The organism is Pseudomonas sp. lyk4-R2A-8, assembly GCF_030209095.1.
Lineage (GTDB): Bacteria > Pseudomonadota > Gammaproteobacteria > Pseudomonadales > Pseudomonadaceae > Aquipseudomonas > Aquipseudomonas quebecensis.
The window spans coordinates 99,701-115,502 of sequence record NZ_JARVSS010000019.1 but is presented as its reverse complement, the minus strand read 5'-3'; the positions used below and the strand labels follow the sequence as shown (position 1 = coordinate 115,502).

Here is a 15,802-nt window from a genome sequence, read left to right as displayed (position 1 = left end):
CATCGCCGATGGTAGTGTGGGGTTTCCCCATGTGAGAGTAGGTCATCGTCAAGATCAAATTCCGAAACCCCTGTCTGCTAACGCAGGCAGGGGTTTTGTCGTTTAGGCAATCGGTATTTACCACTCAGTATCCAACCGCAATATCCTTATTTGGCGCGCGCGCAAGTGCCGGTGTGCTGCCGTCCCACAATGAATCGGTGTACCACCGGTCCGGTTTCTCGTTCAAAAAGAAGATGTTTCCTACAAACCCTTAAGATTTCACTCGATTTGACCGAAAGCCTGATGAGCCATGCGTGCACCGAAATAGAGCGGCCCGCGAAGCCGGCTATACCGTTACATGGAATGTTCCGCTCGGCACGCTCATCCCCCTTTGGCAAAAAGAAGTCGATGAAATGAATCTCAAGTTCAGTCATAAAATTTTGTTGGCCGCGTCAGGCGTGGTGGTCCTAGCCTTCGCGTTATTTACGCTTTACAACGATTACCTGCAACGCAGTACGATCAAGCAGAATCTGGAGTCATCTATCCAGCAATCCGGTGAGCTCACCGCCAGCAGTGTGCAAAACTGGCTCAGTGGTCGAATCCTGGTACTCGAAAGTCTGACTCAGAACATTGCCCACCAAGGCAGTGCTGCGGACCTGCCAGGTTTGGTAGATCAACCTGCACTGACATCGAACTTCCAGTTCACTTATGTCGGGCAAACCAACGGTGTATTCACCCAACGCCCTGACGCCAAAATGCCGGACGACTATGATCCTCGTCAGCGCCCTTGGTACAAACAAGCTGTTGCTGCAGATAAACCCATGCTGACGCCGCCTTATATGGCGGCAGTAGGTGGTCAGATCGTTACCATCGCGATGCCGGTGAAAAAGAACGGCGAATTGCTTGGTGTGGTGGGTGGCGACCTTAGTCTGCAAACCTTGGTGAAAATCATCAACTCGGTGGACTTTGGTGGTATCGGCCATGCTTTTCTGGTCAGCGGCGACGGCCAGGTCATCGTCAGTCCAGACGAAGATCAGGTGATGAAAAACCTCAAGGACATCTATCCAGGCACCACGCTTCGCATAGAAAAGCTCAACCAGGACGTAGTACTCAAAGGCCATGATCGCATTCTGTCCTTTACGCCCATCAGCGGCCTGCCAGGTGCCGATTGGTATATCGGATTGTCGATCGACAAAGACAAAGCCTACGCGCCGCTCGGTAAATTCCGCACCTCAGCCTTGATTGCCATGTTGATCGCCGTGGTAGCGATTGCGGTGTTGCTTAGCCTGTTGATCCAAGTGCTACTGCGCCCCTTGACCACCATGGGCGTCGCCATGCAGGACATCGCCCAAGGCGAGGGCGACCTGACTCGTCGCCTGGCTGTCACCAGCAAGGACGAATTTGGCGAAGTAGGCAGTGCGTTCAACCGGTTCGTTGAGCGTATTCACGCTTCGATTTCGGAAGTCTCTTCGGCCACGCGCCAGGTTCATGATTTGTCCCAGCGCGTGATGGCGTCGTCCAACGCGTCGATCATCGGCTCCGACGAGCAAAGTGCACGTACCAACAGCGTTGCTGCGGCGATCAACGAGCTGGGGGCCGCCACTCAGGAGATTGCGCGTAACGCGGCTGATGCATCTCAACACGCCAGCGGTGCCAGTGAGCAGGCTGACGATGGGCGCAAAGTGGTTGAGCAGACCATTTTGGCAATGTCTGAGCTGTCTCAGAAGATCAGTCTTTCGTGCACACAGATTGAAACGCTTAACGCCAGTACCGACAACATTGGTCACATTCTGGATGTGATCAAAGGCATTTCCCAGCAAACCAACTTGCTTGCTCTCAACGCCGCGATCGAAGCCGCGCGTGCTGGTGAGGCCGGGCGTGGCTTTGCTGTGGTGGCCGATGAAGTACGCAACCTGGCTCACCGTACCCAGGAGTCCGCCGAAGAGATTCATAAAATGATCACTTCACTGCAAGTGGGCTCCCGCGAGGCGGTGACCACCATGAATGCCAGCCAGGTCTCAAGTGAGGAAAGTGTTGAGGTCGCCAACCAGGCGGGTGAACGCCTGGTGAGCGTGACGCAGCGAATCGTTGAGATTGACGGCATGAACCAGTCCGTCGCTGCGGCCACTGAGGAGCAAACCGCCGTGGTGGAAACGCTCAACGTGGACATCAACCAGATCAATCTGCTTAACCAGCAGGGCGTAGCCAATCTCAACGAGACACTCAGAGACTGCGATGCCCTGTCGCAACAGGCCAATCGCTTGAAGCAACTGGTCGACAGCTTCAAGATCTGACTTGTCTGGGCGGTGCGTAGGAGCGAGCAGCTTCGCTCCTACGCACCGCCCAGCAGCTTACGCACGTTTACCAGGGCGCTGTCGGCAAAGTCCTGCACAAACGCTTCGAAGCCCACCTGCGTCTTGTCCACTGGCTCGGCAATGATGGTCCAGCTCACCTTGGCGCATTGCACGCCATGTGCCTGCACACGAATCCCTGCCCACAACCTGGCCACGCCCAGCGTGTTATAGATCATGGTCCAGGTCATGTGCATGGCATGATCATCTCGACTATTGAGTTGCTCGACGACACAGTTGCCATCACGGAACGTTTTGGTACGCAATGCACCCACGCCTGTGCCGATCATCTCGACAGACGCCAAGGCCGGGATGAAGGCATCAAAGCTCGAAAACTGCCCCACCATCTCCCACACGCGAAGCGCTTCGCAGTTGATGACGACGCTCGCCACAATCGGCGGGCCGTTCGGGTTGCAGATTAAAGTATCGGGTTGCAGCGGTTTCATATCGTGGTCCTGGAACGGTTCAAAGAAAGCCAATGGCCTTGAGGTACTCAAAGCCTTTGTTCAACAGCGCCGGGTCTTTTTCCGGATAGTGCTCGCCCATCTGCTCAACACCCCGTCGGGCATTGTTATGCACAATCATCTTGGTATCTCCAATGTCATCATCCAGGCGATCAAGGTAAAACCCGAGTACCCCAAACATTGCGTTGTCCTGGCTAACCGTGCGCAGGGCTTGTTGCCATTGCGCAACGCATACCCGCTCGAATCCGCCCCCCACCCGGCTTAATTCATCCAAGTAGCGCTCCCAACTCAACGGCTGTGGGTTATGCAGGTTGAACACGCAGCTATTGGCGTGAAAGCTCATGCAATGGAACGCGATGAAGCGCGCCAGGAAGTCCACCGGCATCAGGTCGAAATCCAGTTCCAAGCGGGGCAACAGGCCTAACTGCAGCGACCCCTTGAGCATCAGCATCAAGCGATTTTTTTGCGGTTGGCAAACGCCGGTGCGGCTGTTGAAACTGACGTTGCCCGGACGAAGGATGTTGACCCATGCACCTTGCTCGATCGCACGCCCCAACAGCCGTTCAGCCGTCCACTTGGACAGGTTGTAGCCATTCTTGATGAACAGCGGCGGCGCGGCACCGGCCTGAGCTTCCAGCACATGGCCCTGGGTATCGATGCAGCTGGCGGCTGAAAGCGTCGAGACAAAATTGAACACCTTCTTGCAGTGGGTCTCGCATAGACGCAGGCATTCGAAGATGGGTTCGACGTTGTCCCTGGCCAGTGAGGCGTAGTCCATCACATGGTTGACCTGCGCCGCGTTGTGCACCAGTACGCCGAACTCCCTCGCAAGCTCGTCATACACTGCGTCGGCCAACCCCAATCGAGGTTGGCTGATGTCGGCGGCCAATACCCGCACCCGGCCAAGGTCCAGGTGGTCGAGGCGGTAGTCGCGCAGTGCCTGACTGAACCGCGCCGCTGCGCACTGCCCCGGCTGTTCGCGTACCAGACACGCCACTTGGGCCGCCCCGCCGGCCAGAAGCGCTTCGACAATATGAACGCCCACAAAGCTATTGGCCCCTGTGACCACGACCTTCTTCGGATTGCCCCCAAGCCGCTCGGGCAAGGTTTTCACGCGCCACTCACGTTGCGCATCCCGAACGGCCTGGCCACAGGAGGCGTCAGGCCGCTCTCCCTCTTGCATCAACATGGCGAGCGTGCGGATCGTGGGCACTTCAATGAACTGGCTCAACGCGAAACTGCGGCCAAACTCTTCGCGTACGCGCAGCAACAGCGTCGACAGCAAAATCGAGTGACCGCCCAGGTCGAAGAAGCTGGCATCGACCGACAACTGCGCGGCGGGTAACTCCAGCACCCCGCCCCACAATTGCGCCACTCGTGCTTGAAGCGATGTCGGCGTCACGCCGCCGTTGACCTGCCTGCCTGACCGCCCCGGCAATGCGAGCAGCGCCTGCCTGTCGACTTTCCCATTGCTGGAACAGGGCAATCCTGGCAGCTCGACCCATATTCCCGGCTGCATGTAATCCGGCAACCATTGCCGCGCATGCTGCTTCACGGTTTCTAGCGTAGCGTCCGGTTCGGGCTGCGCGACAAATGCGCAGATTCGGTGGTCACGGTCGATCGCCACGGCAACCTGGCGATACAGCCGGCCGCTGCGCAAACAGTGTTCGATTTCCTGAGGCTCCACCCGGAACCCACGGATTTTCACCTGGTCATCGCGTCGCCCGACCAGCAGGATCCCGTCGGGCGTCCACTGCGCCAGATCACCGCTGCGATAGGCTCGCGTTACCTGGCCTCCCGGCATGGGCAGGTCGACAAACGGTCCATCGTTCTGCTGCGGTACATTGACGTAACCCAGGCTTACCCCAGGGCCGACGATATACACATCGCCCGTTACATGTTCATCCACCGGCTGCAAATGTTCATCGAGGATCAGCACCCGGCTATTGGCAATAGGGCGGCCGAGGTTGCGATTACTGTCGCTCTGGACGAACGTGCGGTGAGTGGCCAGCACCGTGATTTCGGTAGGGCCATACAGGTTGTGGAACTGGCACTGCCCGGCCAGTTGCTCGATGACATGAGGTTCACAGACGTCGCCGCCGGTCAGCAGATGTGTCAGGCCCAGCGGTTGCTCCAGTGGCAGGATACTAAGCAGCGCGGGCGGCAGGAATGCGTGAGTAATACGCTGCCGGCGCAGCAGCGCCAGTAGTTGCACCGGATCACGCCGTTGCGCCTGGCTGGGGACGATCAACTCGGCACCCGCTATCAGGGCAGGGAAAATATCGATCAGCGACGAGTCGAAACTCAGTGGCGAAAACTGCAGCACGCGGCAGTGCTCATCCAGCGCCATGCACGACCCGAACCAGGCTGCGAAATGCGCCAGGTTGCCTTCGCTCAACACAACGCCTTTGGGCAGGCCCGTGGTGCCCGAGGTGTAGAGCACCATGCACGGCGCATCCAGGCATGGTTGATGGCACATCAGTGCGAGCCCACCGTCGACTGACTCTACAGTGCTGACATCCAACGCAGTAAAACGCTCGCGCAATGGATGTTGACCAGCATCCAGCAATACGACGGCCCGGGCGCCTTCGAGCATGGCCTGATGACGTTGCGCGGGTTGGTCTGGCTCCAGTGGCAGGTACACCGCACCACTGCCGAGCACAGCAAGAATACTGGCATAAAGATCCAGGGATTTTTCCAGGCAGACGCCCACAACCGCAGGCGCTTCAAAGGGCTGCAGCACAGGGCGCAAGCGTTGTTGGATCGCCAGAGCGCGAAGATGCAATTCACGGTAAGTCACCGTGGTGCCGGCGATATTCAACGCCGGCCGCTCGGCGAAGGCCTGCAGGCTGGCTTGTATTCGGTCAATCATGACCACTTGCGCCCGCTGCATCACTTCGGGGTTTGCCGTGCGGTTGAATCGATGCAGGAACGCCAATGCCTCAAGCTCCTGCAGGCCTTGTTCGGGCCAGTCGTTGGTGGCTGCGGTCGGTGAGAAGTAGGCGGGGTCCCGCGAAAAACCGCTGACCAACAGCGCCACCCATTCGACCAGTGCATGGGTCACCTGTTGACGCTGCCGTTGGCCGTTTCCGCTGGGCTCGTCGACGACATCCAACATGGCCACCAGCCGGTGCCCACGGTCATAAGCGCGCAATTGCAGTACCGGCAGCCCGCTTTCGGTGATCGGACCAACGCCCATGCGTAGCAGGATGCAGGCCGCGTCACCGCCATCCAGGGGCTGCGATGAGCTGCCATCTTCAATCCATAGGTCAATGGCTTCGTCGGCCGAGGCGTGCCCGTACTCCTCCAATACCCGCCTGGTGGCCGCCAGGGCCGTGCTGGTGCCGCGCCAGCCGATGGTCAGGCGCCTCATGCCAGCCCCCCGGGGCCCGGCGCGAAGGCGTTCAACGCGTCCGCCACACTCGGCGTCTGCAACAGGCCGCTGTTCTGCAGGAAACCGAGGATATTGCTCATCAAGGGGTGCTGGCGATGGATGGGAAACGCCAGCGCCCTGACGTCATCACGCAGCGCATTGCGCACGTTCGGGCTGATGTCGAGGTGGTCGATCAGGTGCAGGTCGAAATTTTTCTGCAGCTCATGGGTCAGGTAGTGCCCTAGAAACGTCGGCAGAACATGCGCGATAGCATCCCGGTCCTGTGCGCTCGCCGCTTGCCAATACAGGCGGACCAGGCTGGTCCAGAACCGGGCGTGCCGACCTTCGTCAAACAGGTGGTCGGCCATCATACCGCGGATGGCGCCCTTGACGCTGCTGTCCTTGGAAAACGCCGCCACATCGTGGGTCACGGTATTTTCGGCAATGGCCACGCCAATCAGCTCCACGGCGTCGCGCAGGTGAGCCGGTGCCTGTGCCTGCGCCGCCGGCAACGCGCGGCTCAGTTCAATGTGCGAGGGCAGATCGAGGGGGGCAATGCCCGTCAGCGCCACGGTCTGTTGCAGGAAGTCCAGCGCGACCAGAGCGTGGTAATCCTCGTCCACCACTACGGTCATCGCGTCCACGCGACAGGCGAGCGGGAAGGCCAGCGAGAAGCGATTCTTGGCGATGGCGCGCGCGGTTTTATCGACGATTTCGGTTTCGAAGATCACCACGTCATTGATGAATTTATAGAAGCTTTGCACCAGTACGAATTCGCGCCACTGCGGGCAGTGTTCAACGAACGTCGCGCTGAGCACCAATGGCTGGCGGCACACTGGAAAGATCAGCTTATTGTCGTTTTCCAGCAGACGTCGCGGGCGGGTGCGAATGGTTGCACGGCGTTCCCAATCGTCGGCAAAGCAATGGTAGCCGGCGAGGTTCATGGACGTACCTCCTGCAGCGACACCTGCACCTCATCCCAGAACGTGATTCGGCTGTCCAGCGCGACGATCGCGGTTTCGTTGGCTTGCTGCGCATACGTCGGGTGTGCGTCGGTCAGTTGTCTGAGCAAGCGCTCTGCTGCCGGCGCGTGATCCTGGGCGTCCAGCTCGATATGGCGTCTGAGGTAGGCACATAAGATGGGCGCGCGGTCCTCAATCAGCGCGTCGGCCAGCAGCAGGCGCTCGAACATGCTGGGGATTACACGCTCGCGACCGTGAAGAAATACCGCCGCGACACAGTGAGTCGGCGCGTTCAACGCCACGCGCAGCGTGTCGCTGACAAAGCGCCTGGCGCCCGAGGGGGCTTTAGCCTCATGCAACGCCGTGATCGGCGCCACACCCTGGCGTAGCAGGGCCATGAAACGGTTGATCGCGTTGGCGTTGGCGCCGATTTCGCACATTGCCTCCAGATACAGCTCGAAGTGGCTGCAATGACCGTCGCGCGGGTGTGCGTCGGACTCTTCCGCCAGCACGATTTCATTGATCAGGCGAGCTGCCTGCGGGTTGGCAGGTGGCAGCCAGGGCAGTTGAGTACACGTCAACTCCCGTTGCAGCCGTTTGGTGATGGTCATGAAGTCCCAGACAGCAAATACATGGCTCTCCATGAAAAGTTGTAACTTGTTTAGAGATGTTATTTGTTTGAAGAGTGGATGAGCGCATAACTGCTGCTTTTTTTGTTCAAGTAAAAGTTGATGCATGGTTGCTGCCTATAAGTTGTTGCGTCTGCTGTGAATACAGCGATGAGCTTTTGTGATCGGCAAAGCGATAAGAGATTTAAACCAGGCTCGGCACGCGCCTTGTAACCTGCCGGAATGCACCGATGGATAAGGTGTCTGGTTTGATGGCGAAGATGATAGTCAGGTTAAACAGTTTGACGAGCATATAAATGTGTTAGATGTTTTTCCAAATAATATGGGCTGTCAGTAAGTTGGTTTTTGAAAGTGGGAAAGTTTCCGCACACAAGCAGGCAGCCTCGGCTTGGTTATTAAGCCAAAGCGAATGTGCCCTATTTATTTAATGGGGAAATTGCGCAGGATCAGGTAGCCCTGCCTCGCTCAAGGGGCAGGGTGCACGCGGTTTTAGTGCGGGTTGTTTCGCTCGGCCTTGCCAAGGCCATCAAGGTAGGTAGAGATCACTTCCATCCCGCGCATCAGGTGATTGCGCAGGGTCAAAATGCTTTCCTGGATCTTCTTCTGCGCCACCAGGTTCAACAGCTCGCGGTGGTCCTCCTGGGACGTCTGACCCAGTCCCATGGCCTCCAGGTTGAAACGCAGGAAGCGCTCTTCCTCATTCAGGCCATGTTCCACCAGTTTCAGCAGCCGCTGATTAGGCGCTTTGCTGTACAGGGCCATGTGAAACAAGCGATTGAGTCGGCCAATCTCGGTGTAGTCCTTTTCCTGCTCCAGCGCACGAATGAGCCCGTCAGCATTGGCGATATCAGCCTCGGTCAGCCAGGGAATCGACAAGCGCAGCGCTTCGGATTCCAGCAACATCCGCAGCTCATAGGTTTCGGCCGAATTGTCTTCGATCAAGGGGGCAACTACGGCGCCCTTGTGAGTGACTACATGCAACAGCGATTGGGCCTCCAGCTGACGCAAAGCTTCGCGCACCGGCATGCGGCTGACCCCGAAGAGGCTGGCCAGTTCCTGCTGGCGCATGGCCGTCCCGCAAGGCAGGCGGCCATCGAGTATCGCATTGCGCAGGGTTTCTTCAATCACAGAGCGGGCAAGGTGGGCGGGGATGGGACCGCTGATCTTGATGCTGTTCAAAGGTGTCGGCTTCTGCGTCACGGTTACGCTGCCCTCCTTGCTGAAATGGATGATGGCTAATTGGATCCAATGCACACTAGAGGCTGCTCCCAGGCTTGTCAAACATGCACGGTTTCGGCTTGTAAGCGTATCAACACGGCGCTCTGCGGGCTCACGACAGGGTTTGATAACGTCTTACAGCAGGTGCCGAACTCGTCCAGGTTCGGACGATTCGGCGGCGAACTTCCTGGTGCTTACCGTCAGTTTCACGCATATAGTTATTCTTTATTGGTATTTAAATTGAAGTTCTTATGCCTATAAAGTTCAGTTCCTGACTGACCGGGAGTGAACACATGTCCACCGTCTCTACCGTTGCATCCGAGGCTACTCACCTTCAAACGTTTGAAATTCGTGCGCTTCCCGGCAGCGTCGGCGCCGAGGTGGTTGGCCTGGACTTATCCCGGCCCGTCAACGACCGCGACTTCGCGCGCATCCACCGCGCGCATCTGGACCACCACGTGGTGGTGTTTCGCGACCAACGCATCACTCCCCAGCAGCAGATCGCTTTCAGCCGGCGCTTTGGCGTGCTGCAAATCCACGTGCTCAAGCAGTTCCTGCTGGCCAATCATCCGGAAATCCTGATCGTCTCCAATATCATCGAAAACGGCCAGGCCATTGGCCTCGGAGACGCCGGCAAATTCTGGCACTCGGACCTGTCCTATAAAGAGCTGCCCAGTCTCGGCTCGATGCTGCACGCCCAGGAGCTGCCGAGTGAGGGCGGCGACACGCTGTTCGCAGACATGCACAAAGCCTGGGATCAGTTGCCCGCGCATCTGCGCACGGCGGTCGAAGGCCGCCGCGCCGCGCACTCCTACACGGCGCGTTACAGCGAAACCAAATTCGAAGGCAACTGGCGCCCGACCCTGACGCCCGAGCAGCTGGCGCAAGTCGCCGAAGTGGTGCACCCCATCGTACGTACGCACCCGGAAAGCGGCCGCAAGGCGCTGTTTGTCAGTGAGGGGTTCACCACGCGCATCGTCGGGCTGCCGGAGGACGAAAGTCGCGACCTGCTGACGCAGCTCTACGCCCACAGCGTGTTGGCGCACAACATCTACCGCCATCAATGGCAGCCCCACGACCTGGTGTTCTGGGACAACCGCTCGCTGATCCACCTGGCCGCCGGTTGCCCAAGCCATCTGCGCCGCAAGCTGTTTCGCACCACCATCCAGGGCGACGCGCCTTTCTGATCCGGAGCACGACCATGTCCAGACACCTTCCATTTGCACGACTGGCCGCCAGCGTCGGCCTGGGTTTCAGCCTGTTGGTCGGCAGCCTCGCGGCCCCATCGGTGGCGCACGCCGAAGGCGAGATCCGCATCGCCGAACAGTTCGGCATCGTCTACCTGCTGCTCAACGTGGTACGCGACCAGCATCTGATTGAAAAATACGGCAAGCAGGAAGGCATCGACATCAAGGTCGACTGGACCCAGCTGTCCGGCGGCGCGGCAGTCAACGACGCATTGCTCTCCGGTTCCATCGACATCGCCGGGGCCGGCGTCGGCCCGTTGTTGACCATCTGGGACCGCACCCACGGCAAGCAGAACGTCAAAGCCGTCGCGTCCCTGGGTAACTTTCCGTACTACCTGGTCAGCAACAACCCCAAGGTCAAGACCATCGCCGATTTTACCGACCAGGACCGCATCGCGGTTCCGGCAGTCGGTGTGTCGGTGCAGTCGCGCTTCCTTCAATACGCCGCCGCTAAGCTGTGGGGCGACCAGGATTTCAACCGCCTCGACAAGTACACCGTCGCAGTTCCGCATCCCGACGCCACTGCAGCGTTGATCGCCGGCGGCACCGAACTGACCGGGCACTTTTCCAACCCGCCGTTCCAGGAGCAAGCCCTGGCCAACCCCAACGTGCACGTGGTGCTCAACACCTACGACCTGCTGGGCCCGAACTCGCCGACCGTGCTGTTCGCCACCGAAAAATTCCGCAACGACAACCCCAAGACTTACAAAGCGTTCGTCGACGCTTTGACCGAAGCCGCACAGTTCGCCCAGAACGACAAAGGCGCGGCGGCCGACACTTACCTGCGCGTGACCAAGGCCAGGATCGATCGCGCCGAGCTGCTCAAAATCATCGACAACCCACAGTTCGAATTCAGCGTCACGCCGAAAAACACCTACCCGCTGGCAGAGTTCCTGTACCGCGTCGGCGCTATCAAGCACAAACCGCAGTCGTGGCAGGACTACTTCTTCCAAGACGCCAAACCCCTGCAGGGAAGCTGAAATGAACGCGCCTTTGCCAGGCCACGCGGCCAGCAGTCTGACCCCCTGCGCGCCGTTGCTGGCGGTGGATAACGTCAGCCTGGAATACCGCACGGCCGAGCGCGTGGTACGGGCCACCCACCAGGTCAGCTTCGAGATCGACCCGGCCAACCGCTACGTGTTGCTCGGCCCGTCCGGCTGCGGCAAATCCACGTTGCTCAAAGCCATCGCCGGGTTTATCAAACCTTGCGAAGGCGAGATTCGCCTGCTGGGGCAAAAAGTCGAGCAACCGGGCCCCGACCGCATCGTGGTGTTCCAGGAGTTCGACCAGTTGCCGCCGTGGAAAACCGTCAAACAGAACGTGATGTTCCCGCTGCTGGCGTCGAATACCTGCAAGCGCGCCGAAGCCGAAGACCGTGCGCGGCATTACCTCGACAAAGTTGGCCTCAGCGCTTTTGCCGATGCGTACCCTCACACCCTGTCCGGCGGTATGAAGGCGCGCGTGGCGATTGCCCGTGCGCTGGCGATGCAACCGAAAATTTTGTTGATGGACGAACCCTTCGCCGCTCTCGATGCACTGACTCGGCGCAAGATGCAGGAAGAGCTGTTGTTGCTCTGGGAGGAGGTGCGCTTCACCTTGCTGTTCGTCACGCACTCCATCGAGGAGGCGCTGGTGGTGGGCAATCGCATCCTGTTGCTGTCACCGCATCCCGGGCGCGTGCGCGCGGAAATCCACAGTCACCAATATGATCTGCACAGCCTCGGCGGTGCCGACTTTCAGGCCTCGGCGCGACGGATTCATCGGCTGTTGTTCGACGAAGCCACCGAGGCGGAACCCGAGCTGGATTTTGCCGATATCCGCATCGCTTACTAAGGGGCTGCCCATGCGCCAGGAATATGAAATTACCCTTGAGCCGTTGCTCAGCGTGCCGGTGGAGCGAGTACTGCCGCTGCGCCAGCGCCTGTGGCAACAGGGCTGGTTGCGCAAAGGCCTGATCCTGCTCGTGCTCGCCGTCCTCTGGGAAGCCGTTGCGCGCTACCAGGACAACGACTTGTTGCTGCCGAGTGTTGTGCAGACCTTTCACGCGTTCTACGAGGGGCTGCTCAGCGGGGAACTGCTCGGCAAAGTCAGCATCTCGCTGGCGGTGCTGATCAAGGGCTATCTGATCGGCATTGTGCTGGCGTTCGCCTTGACTACCCTGGCGGTGTCGACGCAACTGGGCCGCGACCTGCTCAGCACACTGACCTCGATGTTCAACCCATTGCCGGCCATTGCCCTGCTGCCGCTGGCGCTGCTGTGGTTTGGCCTGGGCCAGAACAGCCTGATCTTTGTGCTGGTGCATTCGGTGTTGTGGGCGCTGGCGCTCAACACCTATTCGGGGTTCCTGGGCGTGTCCGAAACCCTGCGCATGGCCGGTCGCAACTATGGCCTCAAAGGCATTCGCTTTGTACTGTTTATCCTGATCCCGGCGGCGCTGCCGTCCATTCTGGCAGGCCTGAAAATCGGCTGGGCCTTCGCCTGGCGCACGTTGATCGCCGCCGAGTTGGTGTTCGGCGCCACCAGCGGCAAAGGCGGCCTGGGCTGGTACATCTTCCAGAACCGCAACGAGCTGTACACCGACAAGGTATTTGCCGGGCTGGCGGTGGTCATCCTGATCGGCCTGCTGGTGGAGAACCTGGTGTTCGATACCTTCGAACGTCTTACCGTGAAGCGTTGGGGTATGCAGCGCTGAAAGACCCATCCCTGTTACGATTGCGCCCAGTTCACTCCCCACTGCTTATGAGTGCTTGGCATGCAACTACCGGACATGAACCTGCTGGTCGCCCTCGACGCCTTGCTCGATGAAGGCAGTGTGGTCGGCGCCGCGCGCCGCATGAACCTCAGCCCTGCGGCCATGAGCCGTACCCTCACGCGCATACGTGAAGCGGTGGGCGACCCGATCCTGGTGCGTGCCGGGCGCGGCCTGGTGCCGACACCCAAGGCCTTGCAGTTGCAGGATCAGGTGCGCAACGTGGTCGAGCAGGCGGCGCTGCTGTTTCGCTCGGCCGACCAAGTGGACCTGAGTACCCTGCGCCGCCGTTTCAGCGTGCGAGCCAATGACTTTTTTATCGGGGTGTACGGCGGTCGCCTGTTCGACACCATGGAGCGCATGGCGCCGTTGTGCGAGCTGTGTTTCGTGCCCGAAGGCGACACCGACGACGAAGCACTGCGCGAAGGGCGACTGGACCTGCGCGTGAGCAACACCATGCCGGCCAGCCCTGAAGTGAAAGTCCAGAACCTGTTCTCCACCACCTTCGTGGGCCTGGCGCGGCAAGACCACCCGCTGTTCGATGACGACATCACCGCCGCACGCTTCGCCAGCTATTCCCATATCAGCATCTCGCGGCGCGGCATTGCCCGTGGTCCGATCGATACCGCGCTCAATGCCCAAGGCCTGGAGCGCCGCGTGGCGATGATCGCGCCGGGTTTTCACGGCGCAATGTTCATGCTGCCCGACTCCGACCTGCTGCTGCCGGTGCCCAAGGAAGCGCTCTACAGTGCCAACCGGTTGAAGCTGCCGCTGCGCGCCTTCCCGCTGCCCATCTCCTTGCCGACACTGGTGCTGGCCCAGTCCTGGCACCCGCGCTTCGACAACGATCCGGCGCACAAATGGCTACGCGAGACCCTGCGCGAAAGCTGCCACGCCACCTGGCTGGAAGCGCAACCCACCTGACCTCCAAATCATGCAGGGTCAAAATGTGGGAAGGCGCTTGCCCTAATGCCAGTCAGTTAAGGCGAGAGGGGTAATGACTAAAAAACCAGAGCCAGTATGCGAATCCAAACCCCCTCCTCAGTATTAACTGAAAGAACCGGCTCAAAATGTGGGAGGGGGCTTGCCCCCGATAGCGGTCGATCAGATGAAAACTCTATGCCTGTCATACAGCGTCGAGACCAAACCCCTTCCCACCTGGAGATTTTTGTCGGATCATGGATTGCGTTCAGCGCACTTATAAGCTGCCGACAAGTAACTTTTTGTCATGTTTTAGTCTGATTAAACTGCTCGGGTATTTCCTACGCCGAGTTACCTGTTCATGAGTTCCCTCGCTGCCCCCACCCTCGCGGCTGCAGCCCAACCCACCGCCATTACCCCGCCCGTATTCGGCCGGCGCATCATCGTCGGCCTGGTCGGCGTATTGCTGGCGGTGCTGGTGTCCGGTCTCAACGAGATGGTCACCAAGATTGCCCTTGCTGATATCCGCGGTGCGCTGTACATCGGCTTTGACGAAGGCACTTGGCTGGTCGCCGCTTATACCGCTACCTCTGTGGCGGCCATGGCTTTCGCGCCGTGGTGTGCGGTGACGTTCTCGCTGCGCCGCTTCACGCTGTGCGCCATCGGTTTGTTCACGGTGCTGGGCATCCTTTGCCCCTTTGCGCCCGACTACAAAAGCCTGCTGCTGTTGCGCACCGTACAAGGCCTGGCGGGCGGTGCATTGCCGCCGATGCTGATGACCGTAGCGCTGCGCTTCCTGCCGGCGAACGTCAAGCTGTACGGCCTGGCCGGCTACGCACTCACCGCCACCTTCGGCCCGAGCCTGGGCACGCCGCTGGCGGCGCTGTGGACCGAATACGTCGGCTGGCAGTGGGCGTTCTGGCAAATCGTCGCACCGTGCCTGCTGGCGATGGTTGCCGTGGCTTACGGGTTACCGCAGGACCCGTTGCGCCTGGAGCGTTTCAAGCAGTTCAACTGGCGCGGCCTGCTGCTGGGCTTCCCGGCGATCTGCATGCTGGTCATCGGCGTGCTGCAAGGCAATCGCCTGGACTGGTTCGAGTCCGGTCTGATCACCTTCCTGTTCAGTGGTGGCAGCCTGTTGCTGGTGTTGTTCCTGTTCAACGAATGGTCGCATCCGCTGCCGTTTTTCAAGCTGCAGATGCTGGGCCTGCGCAACCTCGCGTTTGCCTTGATCGTGTTGGCGGGCGTGCTGATGGTGCTGACCTCGGTGATCCTCATTCCGTCGAGTTTTCTCGCCCAGGTGCAGGGTTACCGGCCACTGCAAACCGCACCGCTGATGCTGCTGATGGCGCTGCCGCAATTGATCGCACTGCCGTTGGTGGCGGCGCTGTGCAACCTGCGCTGGATCGATTGCCGCTGGGTGTTGGGCACGGGCCTGGGCCTGCTGGTGCTGTCCTGCGTGGGCAGCGCACATCTGACATCGGCGTGGATCCGCGACGACTTCTACGTGCTGTACCTGCTGCAGATCTTCGGGCAACCCATGGCCGTGTTGCCGTTATTAATGCTCTCCACCGGCAGTATCCAACCGGTGGAAGGGCCGTTCGCCTCGGCCTGGTTCAACACCGTCAAAGGCCTGGCCGCCGTGATCGCCACCGGTGTGCTGGAGGTGCTGACCACCCGCCGCGTGCATTTCCACTCGAGCACACTGGTAGACGGCCTCGGCAACTCGCCGCTGGCCGACGCCGATGCACCGGGCCTGGCGCACCGCCTGCACGAACAGGCCGTGGTGCTCACCTCGTCGGATCTGTACTACGTCATGGCTGCGGTCGCGGCGGCTCTGATCCTGCTGATTTTCTGGATGCCCACGCGGATCTTTCCGCCGCGCGCACCGACCTAGTTCAAAGGACTC

The 15,802-nt window shown here is 59.8% G+C and carries 12 protein-coding genes; 7 read left to right on the top strand and 5 right to left on the bottom strand.

From position 1 onward, the window contains the following. Positions 1-392 precede the first annotated feature (392 nt). On the top strand, positions 393-2,273 hold the full coding sequence (locus tag QRN10_RS19135) for a methyl-accepting chemotaxis protein (protein ID WP_181081784.1): 1,881 nt from the start codon (positions 393-395) through the stop codon (positions 2,271-2,273). A 38-nt stretch (positions 2,274-2,311) separates the two neighbouring features. Here QRN10_RS19135 and QRN10_RS19130 read toward each other — a convergent pair whose 3' ends face one another. From QRN10_RS19130 to QRN10_RS19110, 5 genes are all read right to left on the bottom strand, one after another. After that, positions 2,312-2,776, bottom strand: coding sequence for an SRPBCC family protein (locus QRN10_RS19130; protein ID WP_253509891.1), 465 nt, complete (start codon positions 2,774-2,776; stop codon positions 2,312-2,314). A 19-nt stretch (positions 2,777-2,795) separates the two neighbouring features. Beyond that, entirely contained in the window at positions 2,796-6,167 is a 3,372-nt protein-coding gene (locus QRN10_RS19125; RefSeq protein WP_285428907.1) for an amino acid adenylation domain-containing protein, read from the bottom strand. Further along, positions 6,164-7,111 carry a diiron oxygenase gene (locus QRN10_RS19120; protein ID WP_181081781.1) on the bottom strand — a complete coding sequence of 316 codons (948 nt, stop codon included), beginning with the start codon at positions 7,109-7,111 and terminating at the stop codon, positions 6,164-6,166. The genes QRN10_RS19125 and QRN10_RS19120 overlap by 4 nt, the downstream gene beginning before the upstream one ends. Next, entirely contained in the window at positions 7,108-7,866 is a 759-nt protein-coding gene (locus tag QRN10_RS19115) for a DUF3050 domain-containing protein (protein WP_285428906.1), read from the bottom strand. Before QRN10_RS19115 ends, QRN10_RS19120 begins: the two co-directional genes overlap by 4 nt. Before the next feature lie 381 nt (positions 7,867-8,247). Then, positions 8,248-8,958, bottom strand: a complete 711-nt coding sequence (locus QRN10_RS19110) for a GntR family transcriptional regulator (protein ID WP_181081779.1) — start codon at positions 8,956-8,958, stop codon at positions 8,248-8,250. A gap of 311 nt (positions 8,959-9,269) precedes the next feature. Between QRN10_RS19110 and QRN10_RS19105 the strand changes: the two genes are divergently transcribed. The 6 genes from QRN10_RS19105 (at position 9,270) to QRN10_RS19080 (ending at position 15,790) form a co-directional block, all read left to right on the top strand. After that, positions 9,270-10,163 carry a TauD/TfdA dioxygenase family protein gene (locus QRN10_RS19105; protein ID WP_266245328.1) on the top strand — a complete coding sequence of 298 codons (894 nt, stop codon included), beginning with the start codon at positions 9,270-9,272 and terminating at the stop codon, positions 10,161-10,163. Positions 10,164-10,177: 14 nt separating this feature from the next. Further along, positions 10,178-11,203, top strand: coding sequence for an ABC transporter substrate-binding protein (locus QRN10_RS19100; protein WP_253509895.1), 1,026 nt, complete (start codon positions 10,178-10,180; stop codon positions 11,201-11,203). Between the two features lies 1 nt (position 11,204). Next, complete coding sequence (locus QRN10_RS19095; protein ID WP_285428905.1) at positions 11,205-12,056, top strand: ABC transporter ATP-binding protein; 852 nt, start codon at positions 11,205-11,207, stop codon at positions 12,054-12,056. Between the two features lie 10 nt (positions 12,057-12,066). Next, on the top strand, positions 12,067-12,915 hold the full coding sequence (locus QRN10_RS19090) for an ABC transporter permease (protein ID WP_253509896.1): 849 nt from the start codon (positions 12,067-12,069) through the stop codon (positions 12,913-12,915). 60 nt (positions 12,916-12,975) lie between these two features. Next, positions 12,976-13,896: a LysR family transcriptional regulator gene (locus QRN10_RS19085; RefSeq protein ID WP_253509897.1), complete on the top strand. Its 921-nt coding sequence runs from the start codon at positions 12,976-12,978 to the stop codon at positions 13,894-13,896. Between the two features lie 358 nt (positions 13,897-14,254). Continuing rightward, entirely contained in the window at positions 14,255-15,790 is a 1,536-nt protein-coding gene (locus QRN10_RS19080) for an MFS transporter (RefSeq protein ID WP_285428904.1), read from the top strand. Positions 15,791-15,802: the final 12 nt, after the last annotated feature.

Excerpts from the sequence above, each read along its gene's own strand:
- QRN10_RS19115 (WP_285428906.1), bottom strand. The coding sequence starts at position 7,866 with ATGCATCAACTTTTACTTGAACAAAAAAAGCAGCAGTTATGCGCTCAT.
- QRN10_RS19120 (WP_181081781.1), bottom strand. The coding sequence starts at position 7,111 with ATGAACCTCGCCGGCTACCATTGCTTTGCCGACGATTGGGAACGCCGT.
- QRN10_RS19090 (WP_253509896.1), top strand. The coding sequence starts at position 12,067 with ATGCGCCAGGAATATGAAATTACCCTTGAGCCGTTGCTCAGCGTGCCG.
- QRN10_RS19135 (WP_181081784.1), top strand. The coding sequence starts at position 393 with ATGAATCTCAAGTTCAGTCATAAAATTTTGTTGGCCGCGTCAGGCGTG.
- QRN10_RS19080 (WP_285428904.1), top strand. The coding sequence starts at position 14,255 with ATGAGTTCCCTCGCTGCCCCCACCCTCGCGGCTGCAGCCCAACCCACC.
- QRN10_RS19100 (WP_253509895.1), top strand. The coding sequence starts at position 10,178 with ATGTCCAGACACCTTCCATTTGCACGACTGGCCGCCAGCGTCGGCCTG.
- QRN10_RS19125 (WP_285428907.1), bottom strand. The coding sequence starts at position 6,167 with ATGAGGCGCCTGACCATCGGCTGGCGCGGCACCAGCACGGCCCTGGCG.
- QRN10_RS19130 (WP_253509891.1), bottom strand. The coding sequence starts at position 2,776 with ATGAAACCGCTGCAACCCGATACTTTAATCTGCAACCCGAACGGCCCG.
- QRN10_RS19085 (WP_253509897.1), top strand. The coding sequence starts at position 12,976 with ATGCAACTACCGGACATGAACCTGCTGGTCGCCCTCGACGCCTTGCTC.
- QRN10_RS19105 (WP_266245328.1), top strand. The coding sequence starts at position 9,270 with ATGTCCACCGTCTCTACCGTTGCATCCGAGGCTACTCACCTTCAAACG.
- QRN10_RS19095 (WP_285428905.1), top strand. The coding sequence starts at position 11,205 with ATGAACGCGCCTTTGCCAGGCCACGCGGCCAGCAGTCTGACCCCCTGC.